The following is a 16,623-nucleotide window of genomic DNA, read 5'->3' as shown; positions in this document are numbered from 1 at the left end:
AACCAATCACCTACTGATTACAAGTCAGTTGCTCTACCAGATGAGCTAAAGCGGCATCCCTTCAGACATTTATAATTATACCCTATCGTATAAAAAATGTCAACATTTTTTTTAAAAAAAAGAAGTAGAATAATTCTCTACTTCTAGTTTTATATATTTTTTATTTTTTTAATTGAGCTAGTAATTCTCTATATTGTTTTATCATAACTTTTGTCATCGATTTTTTTATAAGCTGATACCATTTAAACTGTACAGTTTCCATTCCTCTAACTGCATCTGCTACCATTTTTGTTAAGAACTCTTGTTCTTCATAAGATAATTTTAATTCCATTTTATCTTTTGAATCTGCCACTGACTTTACATAATCTAAAAACTGACCAACATTTTGCATTCCACTATTTACTGCAAATTGTTTTTTTATCTCTTCTATAAATTTAGATAAAAACTTTTTTGTTCCTTTATCTAAAGATACTGAATATTTTCTCTTTCCTTTACCAATTTTTTGAATTGAATTCATCATACCCATCATCGATGACATAGCATTCATTTGCATAGGATTCATGTTATTTGCGTTTACCTTTTGTGCCTTCATTTTTTCCTCCAAAATTTTATATTTTTCCAATAACTTTCTCTATTGTTTCTTTTTTTATAGCTCCCTCTCTAAGAATTTTTGGAAGCGTTTTTGTTAAATCTAATATCGTCGACTCTACACCTAAAGGAGATTTTCCTCCATCGACTATAACCTCTACTCTTTCTTTAAACTTTTCACTTAACTCTTCATAACTTCTAGGCGTTTTTTCTCCTGAAATATTAGCACTTGTTGTTGGTAAAATTCCACCAACACTTTCAATTATATCTTGAGCTAACTTTAAATCTGGTATTCTAACTCCCACTGTTTCTCCATTAGAAACCATTATATCTGGAACATTTTCTTTCTTATTTAAAATAATTGTCAAAGCACCGGGCCAAAACTCACTTGCTAACTTTTCTATAATTATTTTTTTTTCCTCATCAATAATTGCAATTTTTTCAATATATTCTACTTTACTAAGAAGTGCTATTAATGGAGAACTAAAATTTCTCTCTTTTGCCTCATAAATTTTTTGTAGGCCCTTTAGCGAGTCGATACTTGCACCTACTCCGTATACTGTATCTGTCGGATAAATTATTATTCCATCATTATTTAATTCGTTTTTTATAACTTCTAAATCAATATTGTTTTCTTTAAACACAATTCTTTTCATAATTAATCCTTTTCCTCACCTTTATCTATATAAATAATTCTAACATATTAAAAAAAAAAAAGCTAGTAGAATACTAGCTTTTCTATATGCTTTTACTTTTCAAATAACTCAGATACTGACTCGTTATTTACAATTCTTCTAACAGCTTCTGCAAGAATTTCATCAACAGAAACTACTTTTATTTTATCAATCTTTTTAGATTCTGGCAATGCTATTGAATCTGTTATTATTACTTCTTTTAAGCAAGAAGCTTGTAATCTCTCAATAGCTGGGTCTGAAAATACCCCATGTGTACAACATGCATAAGCTTCAACAGCTCCTCTTGCCATGATAGCTTCTGCTCCATTTGTTATTGTTCCAGCAGTATCAATCATATCATCTATAAATATTGCGATTTTTCCTTCAACTTCTCCAATTAAGTTCATAACTTCTGACATATTTGGTTTCGGTCTTCTTTTATCAATAATTGCTATTTTACAATCTAACCATTCAGCTAATTTTCTAGCTCTTTTTACTCCACCAATGTCTGGTGATACAACAACAACTTTGTCTCCTGACATTCCTCTAGCTATAAATGACTTTGCTAATAATGGTAAAGCTTGCATATGATCCACTGGAATATCGAAGAATCCTTGAATCTGATCAGCATGTAAATCCATAGTTACAATTCTTGTAGCTCCTGCTGTTGTTAATAAATTTGCCACTAATTTCGATGTGATTGGCTCTCTTGGTCTTGATTTTCTATCTTGTCTAGCATAACCATAATAAGGAATGATAACGTTTATTGACTTTGCTGAAGCTCTCTTTAATGCATCAATAAATATTAATAACTCCATTATGTTTTCATTTACAGGTTCAGATGTAGATTGAACAATAAATATATCTCTACCTCTTACTGTCTCTCCCACACAAACGTAAACCTCTCCATCTTTAAATCTAACAATTTCAACATCTCCTATTGAAGTTCCATATTTCTCAGCTATTTTTTTAGCTAACTCCATATTTGATGTTCCGGCAAAAATTTTTACCCCAGGTCTTTCCATTTTTTCTATTTCCTCCAATCAAATTTTATAACTTGTTTACTTCTTGATACTGCCAACGCATTTTCGGGTACATCTTTAGTTATTACTGATCCCGCTCCAACTAATGCATTTTCTCCTATAGTAATAGGAGCCACCAACATCGTATCACTTCCTATAAAAGCATTTTTTCCAATTGTGGTTTTGAATTTATTTTTACCATCATAATTACAAGTTATTGTTCCTGCGCCTATGTTAGTTTTTTCTCCTACTGTAGCATCCCCTAAATATGTTAAATGCCCTGCTTTAACACCTTTTTCTAATACTGATTTTTTTACTTCCACAAAGTTTCCTATGTGAACTTCTTCTTTTAAATGTGATTTAGGTCTTAAATGTGCAAATGGACCTATTGTTACTTTAGCCTCAACAATACTATCCTCTAATACAGAGCTTTCAACTCTTACTTCATCACCTATTTGGCAATCAACAACTCTTGTATTTCCTAAAATTTCACAATTTTTTCCAATCTTAGTGCTACCTTGTAGTAGAACACCTGGATATACTACCGTATCTTGTCCAATTTCTACACTTTCTTCTATATAAGTATTATTTTTATCAATAAAAATAACACCGTTTTCCATATGAGCTGTATTTATTCTATCTCTCATTATTGAGTTGGCTTTTTCCAATTCAATTTTAGAATTTATTCCTAATATTTCATCATTATCTTCTAATAAAAAAGCTTCAACTTTCTTATTATCTTTAACATTTATTCCAATAACATCTGTTAAATAATACTCGCCTTTTTCATTTTTATTGTCAATTCTTTTTAACGCTGACAATAACTCTTGAGCTTCAAAGCAATAAACACCTGCATTTACCTCTTTTATAGCTTTTATTTCATTTGTTGCTTCTTTTTCCTCAACAATTCCTACAACTCTTCCAGCTTCTTTTACAATTCTTCCATATCCAAATGGATTTTCATAAATAGATGTTAATATTGTTGTTGTAGCTTTAGAATTTTTATGGTAGTCGTATAGCTTCTTTAAAGTTTCCTCTCTCAATAAAGGAGTATCTCCACATAATATCATCACTGTTCCTTCAAAATTTTCAAGCTTATCTTTTGCTTGAATAACAGCATGTCCAGTCCCTAATTGCTCCTCTTGAACTACATATTCAATATTTGGAAGTACTTTTAACACTTCTTCTTTTTTATGCCCTAATATTAATATATTTTCAGTTGAACCAATTTTACTACATGTATCTACAATTTTTTGTACCATTGGTACTCCACAAACTTTATGTAAAACTTTTGGCAGCTCTGACTTCATTCTTGTCCCTTTTCCAGCTGCTAAAATTAGTGTCTTTAAACTCATCATACCCTCCATTTTATTCAACTTTTACATTGTACCATAAGATTTAACATTTTTGCAAAATAATTTAATTATAATTTTATTGAAGCTTTTCATAAGCTTCATTTATCTCTTTAAACTTTTTTTCGTGCATCTCTCTTATTTCTGGTTCAGCATTTGCATATCTATCTGGATGATGCTTTTTAGCTAATTCTCTATATGCTTTTTTTAATTCTTCAGGAGTTACACCCTCTTGAACTCCTAAGATTTTATAATATTTACTTTTATCTTCGAAAGTCCCAAATGGATTATTTTGATAACTGCCTTGATAATTTCCTCCATATTGGTTTCCTTGGTTTCTAAACATATCTTCAAAATCTTTTTGAGTATATGTTTTATAGTAAAAGTTTCCTCTTTTTGGATTTTTTTTATTCATAAAGTATCTAATAACTAAAAATATTAGAATAATTGGAAAAAACTGTACTACTATAAATCCAAAAAAAGAAATTAGTAACATTATAAAAAAAAGTGCTGGTAAAGCTGCTATAGCTCTATTCATACCAAATAGTAGCGCTATTATTAAAAAAATAGCTACTGTTAAAACTAATGCTATTGATATCATTATTTTCTCCTTGATTCTTAACTGTATTATAAAATAAGGGAATAGATTTTCTATCCCCTATTTTGAACTAACCTAAATTTTTTCTCTTAAATATTTAATTTTTTCTTTTATATCCTTATCTCTTGGATCGATTTCATAAGCTGCTATATATTCATTTAAAGCTTTTTTATATCTTCCCAAAAATTCATACTCTTTAGCAAAATCTAAATGAGCACTGTATATATCTAAATCCAAAAATATAGCAAAATCATAACTATTTATTGCTTCTACTATTTTTCCTGCTCTCGAATAGGCATTTCCTAATAAAAAGTAAACAAACGCATCGCCTGGTTTGTTATCTAAAAACATATTAAAATATTTTATACTTTTAGTATAGTTACCTAATTCATAGTTTAAGTATCCCAAAAATCCTATTGTATCGCTATCTTTTTTTCCTAAAGCTCTAAGTTTTTCATAAATTTCTAGAGCACCTTCACAGTCTCTTTTATAAAAAAGAATTGTCCCTAATTTTTTTAAATTATCAATATCATTTGCTTTTGTTAATAGTTCAAATCTTATCTCTTGCTCTTGACTTAATAAATCTTCTTTACTTACGTCTATTCTCTTTAGTATTTTTTTTCTTAGCATTTTAATCCCCCTTAGGTTTTTTAAAACTACTCTCTTGAAAATTATATCATATTTTTCCTTTTTATTTAAGATTTTTTAAAATAAAAAAAAGAGCCTAAGCTCTTTTTAATTATAATTATAATGCTGCTTTTGCAGTTTCTGCTAATTTAGCGAACTCAGCTGCATTGTTTAAAGCGATATCTGCTAAAACTTTTCTATCTAACTCGATTCCTGCTCTCTTTAATCCATTCATTAAAGTTGAGTAAGTTAATCCGTTGATTCTTGCAGCAGCGTTGATTCTGATGATCCATAATTGTCTCATCTTTCTCTTTCTAACTTTTCTATCTCTTGTAGAGAAAGCTTCTGCTCTCATTACAGCTTGCTTAGCTTGCTTGAATACGTCACCTGACGCACCTCTAAATCCTTTAGCAGCTTTTAAAACTTTTTTATGTCTTCTTCTTCTAACTATTCCAGTCTTAACTCTCATTTACTTCTCCTCCTATAATTGGTCCTTTAACAATAATATTCCTAAGAATTATTATCTTCCTACTCCGTATGGTAATAATCCTTTTAAGTGCTTCTCTAATGTTGAAGTGATTACTGTATCCTTCTTTAATCTGTTCTTTCTTTTTCTTGTTTTCTTTGTTAAGATATGGCTCTTTCCTGGCTTTTTAACAACAAATTTCCCTGTTCCAGTAACTTTAATTCTCTTTTTAGCACCTCTATGAGTTTTCATCTTTGGCATTGTAATGTTCCTCCTCTCAAATCTTCACTATTTTTTTGGCGATAAGATTAAATACTTTTGCTTATCATTATATTTTTTATCAACATCTGCGATTTCTACAAATCTATCAGATATCTGATCTAGCATTCCTATTCCTTGATCAGCGTACATTCTTTCTCTTCCATACTGAACAAGAGTTATTTTTACTTTGTTATCTTTTTCTAAAAACTTTTTAACTTGAGCTATTTTTGTATCCATATCGTGCTGATCTATTCTAGCTCTAAACTTTACCTCTTTAACAATAACTTGCTTTTGGTTCTTTTTAGCATCTTTAGCTTTTCTAGTCTGCTCATATTTGTACTTTCCATAATCCATTATTTTACATACTGGTGGCGTAGCATTTGGTGATATCTCAACTAAATCTAATTCCTTTTGTACAGCAATTTCTAGTGCTTCCATTGCTGACATTATTCCTAATTGCTCTCCAGTTTCAGAGATAATTCTTAACTCTCTACCTCTTATCTTCTCATTAATTCTAACTTTGTCCGAAATAATAGACACCTCCTATTAACTATCAAATAAAAAAAACAGGACGTAAAATTCCTGTTTAACTCAAATAATTATTAGGGCTCGCCCTAAACAAAAATTTAATGTAACCTTTATGTAGGTCTAGCCCCATAAGGTGAGAAACAGGAAGTCTCTTCTTAATAAATCTTTTTCATTGTCTTTAATAATTATAACACAATCTTACAAAAAGTCAACTGAATTTTTTATTGATTTTATTGAGGTCCCCTAATAATTTAGAGGACCTTTTAACTTTATTACTCTTCGCTTGAAGAAACTCCATACTTTTCAATTAACTCTTTATTTTCATTTTTTTCTTTTTCTAATTGAACTTTTTTTATAGAAAGTTTTATTCTTTTCTTTTCAGAATCAATTTCAACAATCTCAGCTAAAACAACTTGTCCTAACTTAAATGTATCTTTTAAATTCTTTATGAAATCTCTAGAAGCTAATTGAGTTGGAATAAATCCATCTACTCCCTCTCCTAATTTTACAAACATTCCAAAATCTTGAATATTTTTTATCTCTTTCTCTACTCTATCTCCAACTTTATAGTTTTCTAAAGCTGTTTCCCAAGGACTTTTTGTTAAATCCTTAATACTTCCTTTTATCTTTTGATCTTCTAAGTTTAATTCAACTACTTTAAACTCTACCTTATCTCCCTTAGAATATCTTTTATTTCCTGACCATGCAAAGTCTGAATTATGAATAAACCCATCTACTCCCTCTTCAACTTGCACAAATATTCCAAATGGTTTAACTTCTACAACTGTACCAGTTAAAATTGTTCCTACTGCAAATTTACCTTCAGCACCTTCCCATGGGTTAGAACTCAATTGCTTTATACCTAATTTTAATTTTCTCTCTTTAGGTGACAATTCTGTAATAACAACTTTAACTTCATCTCCTACTTTAACAAAGTTATTAACATTAACCTTTTTACTTGTCCAAGAGAAATCTGAACTATGGATTAACCCTTCAACTCCTGGTAATAACTCTACAAAAGCTCCATAATTTACTATTCTTGTTATTTTACCAGTTACCTCTTGACCTATACTATTATTTTCAGCAACTATATCCCAAGGATTTTTTATTAAAGATTTTATAGATAATTTTACATTTCTTTTATCTCTTTCAATCTCTATAATTTTTGCTTCAATTACATCTCCTGCTTTATATAACTTATGTAAATCTGAAGTTTTTTTCCAATCTACTTCTGAAATATGAATAAATCCTCTAGCTTCATCTAACTTTACTGTCAATCCAAAATCTAATACTTCTAAAATAGTAGCTTTTACAACTTCATCTAATGTTAATTTATCAATTGCTTCTAATTCTTTTGCAATAACAAGTTCTTTTCTCGATAAAAGAATTTTCTTTCCTTTTTTATCTTCTTTTATCTCTTTAATAGCAAGTTGTAATTCTTTTCCTATGAACGAATCTCCTTGATCTGCAGGAATTTCTGATAATGAGTTAGGTAAGAATCCTTGTTGGTGATATACTTCAACAATATATCCACCTTTTACTCTTTTCATAACTTTTCCAGTTACAATCTCATGATTTTGAAGTGCTTTTTCTAATTTTTCAGCTCCAATCTCCATATCGATTCTTTTCTTAGAACCAATTAAAACTAAAGAATCCTCCTCTTCAGCTTGCGATACTATTAGAACTTCAACTTCGTCTCCTACAGCATATTCTGTTAACTCTTCTGTTCTTACTCTTACAGCCTTTGGCTCTCCAGGTACTTCTAAATATGTAAAGTTTCTATCCATATTTACAATTGTTCCAGTCACTTTAGTTTTTATTTCTTCATCCTCTTTTACTGGCATGTACTCGTTTAATAATGCTTCAAAATCTTCGTAGTAATCAAAGTTAGACATTAAAGTTCCCCCTTATTTTATTTTCTATTTTTTTTATTATATCTTCTGGTGTTGATGCTCCAGCTGTTATACCTATTTTCATACTTTCAGAAAATATAGACATATCTAATTCTTCATCATTTTGAACTAAATAACTATTGGGATTCTCAGCTTTTGCTACTTCCAGAAGTTTTTTGCTATTTGAGCTTTTTAAATCACCAATCACGATTATTATGTCGCAAATATTTGCTAACTTTTTAGTAGCCTCTTGTCTTTCGCTAGTCGCTCCACATATCCTATCAAATATCTGAGCATTTGAATAGTATTTTTCTAAATATTCTTTTATCTCTAAAAATTTACTTTTATTCAAAGTTGTCTGAGTTAGTACCGAATATCTTTTACTCCTATCTAACGAACTTTCTTTTAATTCTTCTAAATTTTTTAAAACATTAACTTTTTTTCCAAAAGAAATAATGCCTTTTACCTCTGGGTGTTCTTTATCTCCTATGAAAATTATTTCATCTCCAAGACTTTCTCTTTCAATTAATATCTCTTTTATTTTATCTACAAAAATACATGTTGCATCATGTATTTTTACTTCTTTTTTTTCTAATATATTTATAATTTGAGAAGTTGTTCCATGAGCTCTAATTACGATTGTATCCCCTTTTTTTAAAGGATCTGTTCCTTCTAATATATCTTTTTCATCAACTATTATAAAACCTATATTCTCCATCTTTTTTACAACATCTTTATTGTGAACTACCATTCCGAGAATATATTTTTTAGATATATTTTTTCTAGATATCTCATAACAAGTTTCAACAGCTTTTTTTACACCGAAACAAAATCCCATTTTTTCAGCTCTTATTATCTCCACTTTTTATTTTACTCCTCATTAAATTTTTTCACTTCAATTAAATCAATTAAATCAGCTATCATCTCTTCTTCATCTTCTCCATCACACTCTAAAGTTAATACTCTTCCTTGTTCTGCTGCAAGAAGCATCAATCCCATAATACTTTTTCCATTTATAATCTCATCATCAAATATTACATTTATATCTGAATCGTATTTACTTGCTGTTTGTACAAATAACGATGATGGTCTTGCATGTAATCCAGCCTTATTTTTAATAGTTACTTCCACTTTTTTCATTTTTAATTTCTCCCTTCAATTATTTCTAAATATTCATTTAGGATATTCTTTATCTCTTGAGAATCTTTAGATTTTAATAGTTTTATTTTAATTTCCTTTAATTCTGCCATCTCAATTTTTCTAATTAGATTTCTTACTTTTGGAATATATGCTGGTGCCATACTTAAATCTCTTATTCCTAAACTCAGTAAGGCTATAACAGCTTGACTTTCTCCAGCCATTTCCCCACATACTGAAACTTTTTTATTTTTTCTAAGTCCTGCACTAGAAACCATATTTATCGCTCTTATCACTGCCGGATCATAACAATCATAAAGCTTCTCAGCTATCGGACTATAACGATCTGTTGCAAGTATATATTGTGTTAAATCATTCGTTCCAATAGAAAAGAAATCTACATAATCAGCAAAAACATCTGCTAACATAACATTTGATGGTACTTCTACCATCATTCCAACCTCTATATTCTCTTTAAATTCTTTCCCTTCAATTAAAAGTTCTTTTTTACACTCTTCTACTAAATCTTTAGCTTCAATTATTTCTTTCAAATTTGTTATCATTGGATACATCATCTTTATATTATGATGAGTTGCAGCTCTTAATATCCCTTTAATCTGATTTTTAAAAAGATTTTTATCTGCTAAAGTTAACCTCATACCTCTACACCCTAATGAAGGATTTTCTTCATCAACCATTTTATAATAAGATAGTTTTTTGTCTGCTCCTATATCTAGAGTTCTTATAACTATAGGTTTGTTCGGTTGACTCTCTTCAAACTCTCTTGCTATATTTTCATATATTTTTTTTTGCTTCTCCTCATTTGGAAATTCTACTGCATCCATATATATAAGTTCTGTCCTCAACAATCCAATACCGTCAGGTCTTTTTCGGCTAACTTGAGTTATATCCAACCTACCACCTATATTCAAATGTAAATAAACTCTTTCTCCATCTAAAGTAACTGTTTCTTTATCAATAGATTCCTCTATCTCTTTCATTTTATTTCTATATCTATTTTTTTCTTCATCATATCTGTTTAATGTTTTTATATCTGGATTAGTTACAACTTTACCTTCCATAGATGTTGTATCTAAAATTATTTCATCTCCCCAATCTACAGAAAAAATATCATTTCCACCCATTAGAGTTGGTATCTCTAATGCTTTTGTTAATATTGCAGTATGAGATGTCTCTCCCATATACTCCATTATTATTCCATTTAAATTTATTCCACTATAATAAATTTTCAAAAGCTCTGATGGTAATAACTCTCTAATTACTAAAATTTTGCCATTTAAATTTGAATCTATATTATCTTCATGTGTTAGATTCATTATTATTCTTTCACTTATATCCTTTATATCCAATGCTCTTTGCTTATAAATTGGATCTGCTATTTTTTCAAACATCTCTATATATTTATTTGAAACCTTCTTTACAACTGCTTCTGCATTATTTTCTTCTTTTTTTATTCCCTTTTTTATATCACTTATAAATTGAGGATCATCTAACATCATTATATGTACAGTTAAAATTTGTAAGTCTTCCTTGTTTATCTTACCCTCTAAATTACTTTTAATTTGCTTTATATCATTTTTAGCTTTTTGTACACTTTCTAAAAATCGCTCTATTTCCTCTTCAACTTTTCCAGAAGAAATTTTGTAATTTTCAATATCTATCTTTTTCTTTCTTTCTATATAGGGTTGACCTATAACTATTCCTGGGAAAATACTTTTACCTACAATAACTCCCATTTTACTCACCCCTTGACCATTAATTGATATAAAAATTATACCGTATTTCTATTCATTTTTAAACTATTATTTAATTATAATTACTTTAAAAAAAAAATTAATTTTTTTCAAAAAAAGTATTGACATTTTTTTTTTTTTGTATTATATTAATTGCAAGATTAGCACTCCATCAAGTTGAGTGCTAATAAAAAGTTAAAAAAGGGTGATTTTATGGTTGTCAGCGATAGAGAAAAGCTCGTTCTTAGTGCCATTATTGATTTTTATCTTCTTTCTGGAGAAACAATCGGCTCTAGAACTCTTGTTAAAAAATATAATATAGATCTATCCTCTGCAACGATAAGAAATGTAATGTCTGATTTAGAGGATATGGGATTTATCTCAAAAACTCATACTTCTTCCGGAAGAATACCCACAGATAAAGGCTATAAATTTTACTTAGAAGAACTTCTAAAAATTGAAAAGCTTTCAAGAGAAGAACAAGCTCGAATAAATTCTGTTTATGATATTAAAATGAGAGAATTGGATTCTGTTTTGAAAAAAACTTCAATGCTTTTATCTAAATTAACTAACTATGTTGGAATTGTTATTGAACCTACACATAAGAAAGAAAAAATAAAAAAAGTTGAACTAGTTCATATTGATGACTATATGGCTATGGCTGTTATAGTTATGGAAAATAAAAGTGTTCGAACTAAAAAGATTTTCTTCGAAGAGGTGTGTAGCCAAAGTGAGCTCTTAAAGTTATCACAACGAATTAATAATGAAATAAGAAATAGTTCTGTTGAGTCTCACGAAATCGAAAAAATTATTGATTTTGTTTATAGTGAAGTTGAAGGAAAACTCTTTTTAGAAAACTCCTCTGAAATCTTTAGAGATAAACAAGTTAATGAAATTAGTGATGTTTTAGATATTTTTTCTAAAAGAGAAAAAATAAAAGAACTTTTCGAAGAGGCAATTAAATCTAGACCTTTTAAAGAGGGTGAAGTTAATGTTATCTTTGGCGAAGAACTCGCTGTAAAAGGATTAGAAGATTATAGCTTTGTATATTCCGTTTATAATATGGATAACTCTCCAGGTATAATTGGTGTAATGGGACCTAAAAGAATGTCTTATTCAAAAACAATGGGTCTTATACAACATGTTACAAAAGAGGTTAACAAAGTTATAAAAGAAATAAGTAATGAAGGAGATAGTGATGGCAGATAAAGAAATAAAAGAAGAAATAATCGAAGAAACAACTAATGACACAGAAAATAAAAATGAAAATATAGAGACTATATCTCAAGAAGACGAAATTAAAAAGTTAAAAGGTGAAGTTGAAGATTGGAAAAACTCTTACTTAAGAAAACAAGCTGATTTCCAAAACTTTACAAAAAGAAAAGAGAAGGAATTTGATGATTTAAAAGCTTTTGCTTCTGAAAAAGTAGTAGTAAAAGTTTTAGATATAATTGATAATCTTGAAAGAGCTATCGCTGCTTCTTCTGAAACAAAAGATTTTGATTCTCTTGTAAAAGGTGTTGAGTTAACACTTTCTCAAATGAAAAGTACTGTTGCTAGTGAAGGTGTTGAAGCTATAGAAACTGAAAAAGCTACATTTGATCCTCATTTACATATGGCTGTTTCTGTTGAAGATTCAGCAGATTATGCTAATGATGAAATTATAGCAGAGTTTCAAAAAGGTTATAAAATGAAGGGGAAAGTTATTAGACCCTCAATGGTTAAAGTTTGTAAAAAATAAAATTAAAAAATTCAGATATATTAGGAGGTTTTTTAAATGGCAAAAATTATAGGAATTGACTTAGGAACTACTAACTCATGTGTTGCAATAATGGAAGGGGGATCAACTACTGTAATCCCTAACGCTGAAGGAGCAAGAACAACTCCATCTGTTGTAAGCATCAAAGATAATGGTGAAATTATTGTTGGAGAGATTGCTAAAAGACAAGCTATCACAAATCCTACATCAACTATTCTTTCAATCAAAACACATATGGGAAGCGATTATAAAGTTGATATTCACGGAAAGCAATATACACCACAAGAGATTTCAGCTATGATATTAAAAAAATTAAAATCTGATGCTGAAGCTTATTTAGGAGAGAAAGTTACTGAAGCAGTTATTACTGTTCCTGCTTATTTTACAGATGCTCAAAGACAAGCTACAAAAGATGCTGGTGTTATAGCTGGATTAGATGTTAAAAGAATTATAAATGAGCCTACTGCTGCTGCACTAGCTTACGGACTTGAAAAAGCTGGAAAAGAAGAGAAAGTTTTAGTATTTGACCTTGGTGGAGGAACATTCGACGTTTCTATCCTTGAGATTGCTGACGGAGTTATTGAAGTTATATCAACTTCAGGAAACAACCACTTAGGTGGAGATAACTTTGATGATGCTGTTATCAAATATTTAGTTGAAGAGTTTAAAAAAGAAAGTGGAATAGATTTAGCTAATGATAAAATGGCATACCAAAGACTTAAAGATGCTGCAGAAAAAGCTAAAAAAGAGTTATCTACATTAATGGAAGCTCATATTTCTCTACCATTTATAACAATGGATGCAACTGGACCAAAACACTTAGATATCAAATTAACTAGAGCTAAGTTCAATGATTTAACTAGAGATTTAGTTGAGGCTACTCAAGTACCTACAAAAGATGCATTAAAAGCTGCTGGATTAAATCCTTCAGATATCGATGAAATCTTATTAGTTGGAGGTTCTACAAGAATTCCTGCTGTTCAAGAGTGGGTTGAATCTTACTTTGGTAAAAAACCTAACAAAGGTATAAACCCAGATGAGGTTGTTGCTGAAGGAGCTGCTATTCAAGGTGGAGTATTAATGGGAGATGTTAAAGATGTATTACTTCTTGATGTTACTCCATTATCTTTAGGAATTGAAACTTTAGGTGGAGTATTTACAAAAATTATCGAAAGAAATACTACAATTCCTGTTAAGAAATCACAAGTATTCTCAACTGCTGTTGATAACCAACCAGCTGTTACAATAAATGTATTACAAGGTGAAAGAGCAAAAGCTGCTGATAACCACAAATTAGGAGAATTCAACTTAGAAGGAATTCCTGCTGCTCCAAGAGGAGTACCTCAAATCGAAGTTACATTTGATATTGATGCTAACGGAATCGTTCATGTTTCTGCAAAAGATTTAGGAACTGGAAAAGAAAGTACTGTAACTATCTCTGGTTCAACTAATCTTTCATCTGATGAAATTGAAAGAATGAAAAAAGATGCTGAAGCTAATGAAGCTGAAGATAAAAAATTCAAAGAATTAGTTGAAACAAGAAATAAAGCTGATATGTTAATTGCTTCTACTGAAAAATCTGTAAAAGATTATGCTGAAAAAGTTACTGAGGACGAGAAGAAAGCTATTGAAGCTGCTATCGAAGAACTTAAGTCAGTAAAAGATGGAGAAGATAAAGAGGCTATAGATGCTGCAATTGAAAAATTATCTCAAGCTGCTCACAAATTAGCTGAAGAAATCTACAAAGACGCTCAAGCTAAACAACAAGGTGGAGCTGCTCCAGAAAACAACGGAACTGATGATGTTGCTGACGCTGAGATAGTTGACTAATATTAGTAATTAATATATACTTTACTTAAGGGATAGAGATGACTCTATCCCTTATTTTAAGAAATGGAGGATTTTTGTAAATGGCTAAAAGAGACTTTTATGAAGTTTTAGGGGTTGCTAAGGGGGCATCTGATACTGAAATAAAAAAAGCATATAGAAAAGCTGCTATGAAGTATCACCCAGATAAATTTAGTGGTGCTAGTGATACTGAAAAAAAAGAGGCTGAGGACAAATTTAAAGAGGTTAACGAAGCATACCAAGTTCTTTCAGATGAAAATAAAAGAGCTCAATATGATAGATTTGGTCACGCTGCTTTTGAAAATGGTGGCGGTGCTGGTGCTGGTGGATTCGGTGGTGGATTCGGCGGCGGATTTGAAGATTTAGGAGATATTTTTGGATCATTTTTTGGTGGAAGTGGTGGATTCGGTGGTTTTGGTGGATTCGGCGGTTCTCGTCAAAGAGGTCCAGAACCTGGTGAAGATTTAAGATATAATCTTGAACTAACTTTAGAAGAAGCAGCAAAAGGTGTAGAAAAAACATTAAAATATAAAAGAACTGGAACTTGTGGAACTTGTCACGGGACTGGAGCTCAAGAGGGTTCTAAAATGAGTAAATGTTCTAAATGTAATGGTACTGGAACTATAAATGTTACTCAAAGAACTGTTTTTGGAAATTTCCAAACAACACAAGAATGTGATGCTTGTCACGGTAAAGGTGAAGTTCCTGAAAAAAAATGTAAAAAATGTCATGGTACTGGAATTGATACAGAAACTGTTGAAAAAACAATTAAGATTCCTGCTGGTATTGATGATGGGCAAAAACTTAGACTTTCTGGAATGGGTAATGCGAGTACAGAAGGTGGACCTAATGGAGACTTATATGTTTATATCTCTGTTAAACACCATCCATTCTTCGAAAGAAATGGTGAAGATATAATTTGCAATGTACCAATTACCTTTGCTCAAGCAGCTCTTGGAGGAGATATTGAAATTCCAACATTAAACGGTAAGAAAACAATTAAGATTCCTGCTGGAACTCAAAATGACAAAATGTTCAGGTTAAAAGGAGAAGGAATCAAAAATCCTAGAAGCCCTTATACTGGAGATCAAATTGTTAGAATTAAAATTGAAGTTCCTGTTAATTTAAACGCTGATCAACAAGAGCTTTTAAAGAAATTTGATGAAAGTCTAAAAGATAAGAATCATAAAGATAATAAAAACTTCTTTGATAAACTAAAAGATTTCTTCGCTTAAAAATTATTGAAAAGTATACCACCTTGTGGTATACTTGTCTTAGAAAAATTATATTATCTAAGGGGGCTATAAGATGAACGAATTATTTGCTAAATATGGTGGAATGATACTTACTTTTGCTATTTGGGCGGCTGTATTCTATTTTCTACTTATTTTACCAAACAAAAAGAAGCAAAAGAAACATCAAGAAATGTTAGACTCGTTAAAAGAGGGAGCTGAAGTTGTTACTAACGGTGGTATCAAAGGTACTATATCTAGTATCGGCCCTGAGTTCTTAACTATTAGAGTTGATAAAGGTGTTAACATCCAAGTGCTTAAGAATTCTATTTCAAGAGTTTTAAAATAAAAATATTTACAAAAGGATGGAATTGGTATACTTTTCCATCCTATTTTATTATTCTAAATCAATGGAGAAATTTATGAAAAAATACCTTATATTTTTTATTTTTTGTTTGTTTTCATTAACTGTATTTGCTAATAGTACAATAAAAAGAGTTAGGCTTAATAATAATCCTCCACAATTAGTCTTTGATATTTCCGGTACTGTTAAACCTAAATATAATTCTAGTTATGATGAATATAATCGATTAATTTTTCTTGAAATTGAAAAAGTTAAGATGGGAACAAAACTAAATAGTTCAAGTCTTTCTGGTAAAAATATTGAAAAAATAGATATGATTGACTATGGTTCAAATGTTGGATTTTTTATAAAATTAAAAAAGGGATCAGGACATAGAGTTTACTCTTTATCTAATCCACATAGAATTGTTATTGATCTAAAAGCTACTAATTCTTCTAAGAAAGAGTTTACTGTAGCTATTGATGCAGGACATGGTGGAAAAGATCCAGGAGCAATTGGATTTAATAAGTATAAAGAAAAAG

The 16,623-nt window shown here is 30.0% G+C and carries 18 protein-coding genes and 1 pseudogene; 6 read left to right on the top strand and 13 right to left on the bottom strand.

Annotation, left to right across the window (positions count from 1 at the left end; translation table 11 throughout):
- Positions 1 to 160: 160 nt before the first annotated feature.
- The 13 genes from Q0V08_RS05595 to ptsP form a co-directional block, all read right to left on the bottom strand.
- Positions 161 to 592 carry a hypothetical protein gene (locus Q0V08_RS05595; RefSeq protein ID WP_040406845.1) on the bottom strand — a complete coding sequence of 144 codons (432 nt, stop codon included), beginning with the start codon at positions 590 to 592 and terminating at the stop codon, positions 161 to 163.
- 16 nt (positions 593 to 608) lie between these two features.
- A complete protein-coding gene (locus tag Q0V08_RS05590; protein ID WP_297432836.1) occupies positions 609 to 1,244 on the bottom strand; it encodes an L-threonylcarbamoyladenylate synthase in 636 nt (211 codons plus the stop codon).
- Positions 1,245 to 1,336: 92 nt separating this feature from the next.
- Positions 1,337 to 2,287, bottom strand: a complete 951-nt coding sequence (locus Q0V08_RS05585; protein ID WP_297432834.1) for a ribose-phosphate pyrophosphokinase — start codon at positions 2,285 to 2,287, stop codon at positions 1,337 to 1,339.
- A 5-nt stretch (positions 2,288 to 2,292) separates the two neighbouring features.
- Complete coding sequence (glmU, locus tag Q0V08_RS05580) at positions 2,293 to 3,639, bottom strand: bifunctional UDP-N-acetylglucosamine diphosphorylase/glucosamine-1-phosphate N-acetyltransferase GlmU (RefSeq protein WP_297432832.1); 1,347 nt, start codon at positions 3,637 to 3,639, stop codon at positions 2,293 to 2,295.
- Between the two features lie 76 nt (positions 3,640 to 3,715).
- Positions 3,716 to 4,237 (bottom strand): DnaJ domain-containing protein, encoded by a 522-nt coding sequence (locus tag Q0V08_RS05575; RefSeq protein WP_297432829.1) that lies wholly within the window; start codon positions 4,235 to 4,237, stop codon positions 3,716 to 3,718.
- 72 nt (positions 4,238 to 4,309) lie between these two features.
- On the bottom strand, positions 4,310 to 4,864 hold the full coding sequence (locus Q0V08_RS05570) for a tetratricopeptide repeat protein (protein ID WP_023050245.1): 555 nt from the start codon (positions 4,862 to 4,864) through the stop codon (positions 4,310 to 4,312).
- Positions 4,865 to 4,979: 115 nt separating this feature from the next.
- A complete protein-coding gene (gene rplT, locus Q0V08_RS05565) occupies positions 4,980 to 5,330 on the bottom strand; it encodes a 50S ribosomal protein L20 (RefSeq protein WP_023050246.1) in 351 nt (116 codons plus the stop codon).
- A 51-nt stretch (positions 5,331 to 5,381) separates the two neighbouring features.
- Positions 5,382 to 5,588: a 50S ribosomal protein L35 gene (gene rpmI / locus Q0V08_RS05560; RefSeq protein ID WP_023050247.1), complete on the bottom strand. Its 207-nt coding sequence runs from the start codon at positions 5,586 to 5,588 to the stop codon at positions 5,382 to 5,384.
- Between the two features lie 27 nt (positions 5,589 to 5,615).
- Positions 5,616 to 6,128 (bottom strand): translation initiation factor IF-3, encoded by a 513-nt coding sequence (gene infC / locus Q0V08_RS05555; protein ID WP_240218956.1) that lies wholly within the window; start codon positions 6,126 to 6,128, stop codon positions 5,616 to 5,618.
- A 260-nt stretch (positions 6,129 to 6,388) separates the two neighbouring features.
- Positions 6,389 to 8,011: a S1 RNA-binding domain-containing protein gene (locus Q0V08_RS05550; RefSeq protein ID WP_297432827.1), complete on the bottom strand. Its 1,623-nt coding sequence runs from the start codon at positions 8,009 to 8,011 to the stop codon at positions 6,389 to 6,391.
- Positions 8,004 to 8,870, bottom strand: coding sequence for a 4-hydroxy-3-methylbut-2-enyl diphosphate reductase (gene ispH / locus Q0V08_RS05545; RefSeq protein WP_297432825.1), 867 nt, complete (start codon positions 8,868 to 8,870; stop codon positions 8,004 to 8,006). Before ispH ends, Q0V08_RS05550 begins: the two co-directional genes overlap by 8 nt.
- A gap of 8 nt (positions 8,871 to 8,878) precedes the next feature.
- Positions 8,879 to 9,148: an HPr family phosphocarrier protein gene (locus tag Q0V08_RS05540; RefSeq protein WP_297432823.1), complete on the bottom strand. Its 270-nt coding sequence runs from the start codon at positions 9,146 to 9,148 to the stop codon at positions 8,879 to 8,881.
- A gap of 2 nt (positions 9,149 to 9,150) precedes the next feature.
- On the bottom strand, positions 9,151 to 10,902 hold the full coding sequence (gene ptsP / locus Q0V08_RS05535) for a phosphoenolpyruvate--protein phosphotransferase (RefSeq protein WP_297432821.1): 1,752 nt from the start codon (positions 10,900 to 10,902) through the stop codon (positions 9,151 to 9,153).
- A 210-nt stretch (positions 10,903 to 11,112) separates the two neighbouring features.
- Here ptsP and hrcA point away from each other — a divergent pair, with 210 nt between their 5' ends.
- From hrcA to Q0V08_RS05505, 6 genes and pseudogenes are all read left to right on the top strand, one after another.
- Complete coding sequence (gene hrcA / locus Q0V08_RS05530) at positions 11,113 to 12,108, top strand: heat-inducible transcriptional repressor HrcA (RefSeq protein ID WP_240218960.1); 996 nt, start codon at positions 11,113 to 11,115, stop codon at positions 12,106 to 12,108.
- Complete coding sequence (gene grpE, locus Q0V08_RS05525; protein WP_297432814.1) at positions 12,098 to 12,640, top strand: nucleotide exchange factor GrpE; 543 nt, start codon at positions 12,098 to 12,100, stop codon at positions 12,638 to 12,640. The genes hrcA and grpE overlap by 11 nt, the downstream gene beginning before the upstream one ends.
- Before the next feature lie 36 nt (positions 12,641 to 12,676).
- A complete protein-coding gene (gene dnaK, locus Q0V08_RS05520) occupies positions 12,677 to 14,488 on the top strand; it encodes a molecular chaperone DnaK (protein ID WP_297432812.1) in 1,812 nt (603 codons plus the stop codon).
- Positions 14,489 to 14,568: 80 nt separating this feature from the next.
- A complete protein-coding gene (dnaJ, locus tag Q0V08_RS05515) occupies positions 14,569 to 15,741 on the top strand; it encodes a molecular chaperone DnaJ (RefSeq protein WP_297432810.1) in 1,173 nt (390 codons plus the stop codon).
- A gap of 73 nt (positions 15,742 to 15,814) precedes the next feature.
- Positions 15,815 to 16,087 (top strand): preprotein translocase subunit YajC, encoded by a 273-nt coding sequence (gene yajC, locus Q0V08_RS05510; protein WP_023050257.1) that lies wholly within the window; start codon positions 15,815 to 15,817, stop codon positions 16,085 to 16,087.
- A 73-nt stretch (positions 16,088 to 16,160) separates the two neighbouring features.
- Positions 16,161 to 16,623 (top strand): annotated as a pseudogene (locus tag Q0V08_RS05505) (AMIN domain-containing protein); the annotation flags it as partial.

The organism is uncultured Cetobacterium sp. (assembly GCF_947038635.1).
Lineage (GTDB): Bacteria > Fusobacteriota > Fusobacteriia > Fusobacteriales > Fusobacteriaceae > Cetobacterium_A.
The sequence above is the reverse complement of the archived record's forward strand: the minus strand, read 5'-3'. Positions and strand labels throughout refer to the sequence as shown.

Bases quoted from the DNA above. Each gene is read 5' to 3' on its own strand.
- Q0V08_RS05595 (WP_040406845.1), bottom strand. From the start codon at position 592: ATGAAGGCACAAAAGGTAAACGCAAATAACATGAATCCTATGCAAATG.
- Q0V08_RS05590 (WP_297432836.1), bottom strand. From the start codon at position 1,244: ATGAAAAGAATTGTGTTTAAAGAAAACAATATTGATTTAGAAGTTATA.
- Q0V08_RS05585 (WP_297432834.1), bottom strand. From the start codon at position 2,287: ATGGAAAGACCTGGGGTAAAAATTTTTGCCGGAACATCAAATATGGAG.
- glmU (WP_297432832.1), bottom strand. From the start codon at position 3,639: ATGAGTTTAAAGACACTAATTTTAGCAGCTGGAAAAGGGACAAGAATG.
- Q0V08_RS05575 (WP_297432829.1), bottom strand. From the start codon at position 4,237: ATGATATCAATAGCATTAGTTTTAACAGTAGCTATTTTTTTAATAATA.
- Q0V08_RS05570 (WP_023050245.1), bottom strand. From the start codon at position 4,864: ATGCTAAGAAAAAAAATACTAAAGAGAATAGACGTAAGTAAAGAAGAT.
- rplT (WP_023050246.1), bottom strand. From the start codon at position 5,330: ATGAGAGTTAAGACTGGAATAGTTAGAAGAAGAAGACATAAAAAAGTT.
- rpmI (WP_023050247.1), bottom strand. From the start codon at position 5,588: ATGCCAAAGATGAAAACTCATAGAGGTGCTAAAAAGAGAATTAAAGTT.
- Q0V08_RS05550 (WP_297432827.1), bottom strand. From the start codon at position 8,011: ATGTCTAACTTTGATTACTACGAAGATTTTGAAGCATTATTAAACGAG.
- Q0V08_RS05540 (WP_297432823.1), bottom strand. From the start codon at position 9,148: ATGAAAAAAGTGGAAGTAACTATTAAAAATAAGGCTGGATTACATGCA.
- ptsP (WP_297432821.1), bottom strand. From the start codon at position 10,902: ATGGGAGTTATTGTAGGTAAAAGTATTTTCCCAGGAATAGTTATAGGT.
- hrcA (WP_240218960.1), top strand. From the start codon at position 11,113: ATGGTTGTCAGCGATAGAGAAAAGCTCGTTCTTAGTGCCATTATTGAT.
- grpE (WP_297432814.1), top strand. From the start codon at position 12,098: ATGGCAGATAAAGAAATAAAAGAAGAAATAATCGAAGAAACAACTAAT.
- dnaK (WP_297432812.1), top strand. From the start codon at position 12,677: ATGGCAAAAATTATAGGAATTGACTTAGGAACTACTAACTCATGTGTT.
- dnaJ (WP_297432810.1), top strand. From the start codon at position 14,569: ATGGCTAAAAGAGACTTTTATGAAGTTTTAGGGGTTGCTAAGGGGGCA.
- yajC (WP_023050257.1), top strand. From the start codon at position 15,815: ATGAACGAATTATTTGCTAAATATGGTGGAATGATACTTACTTTTGCT.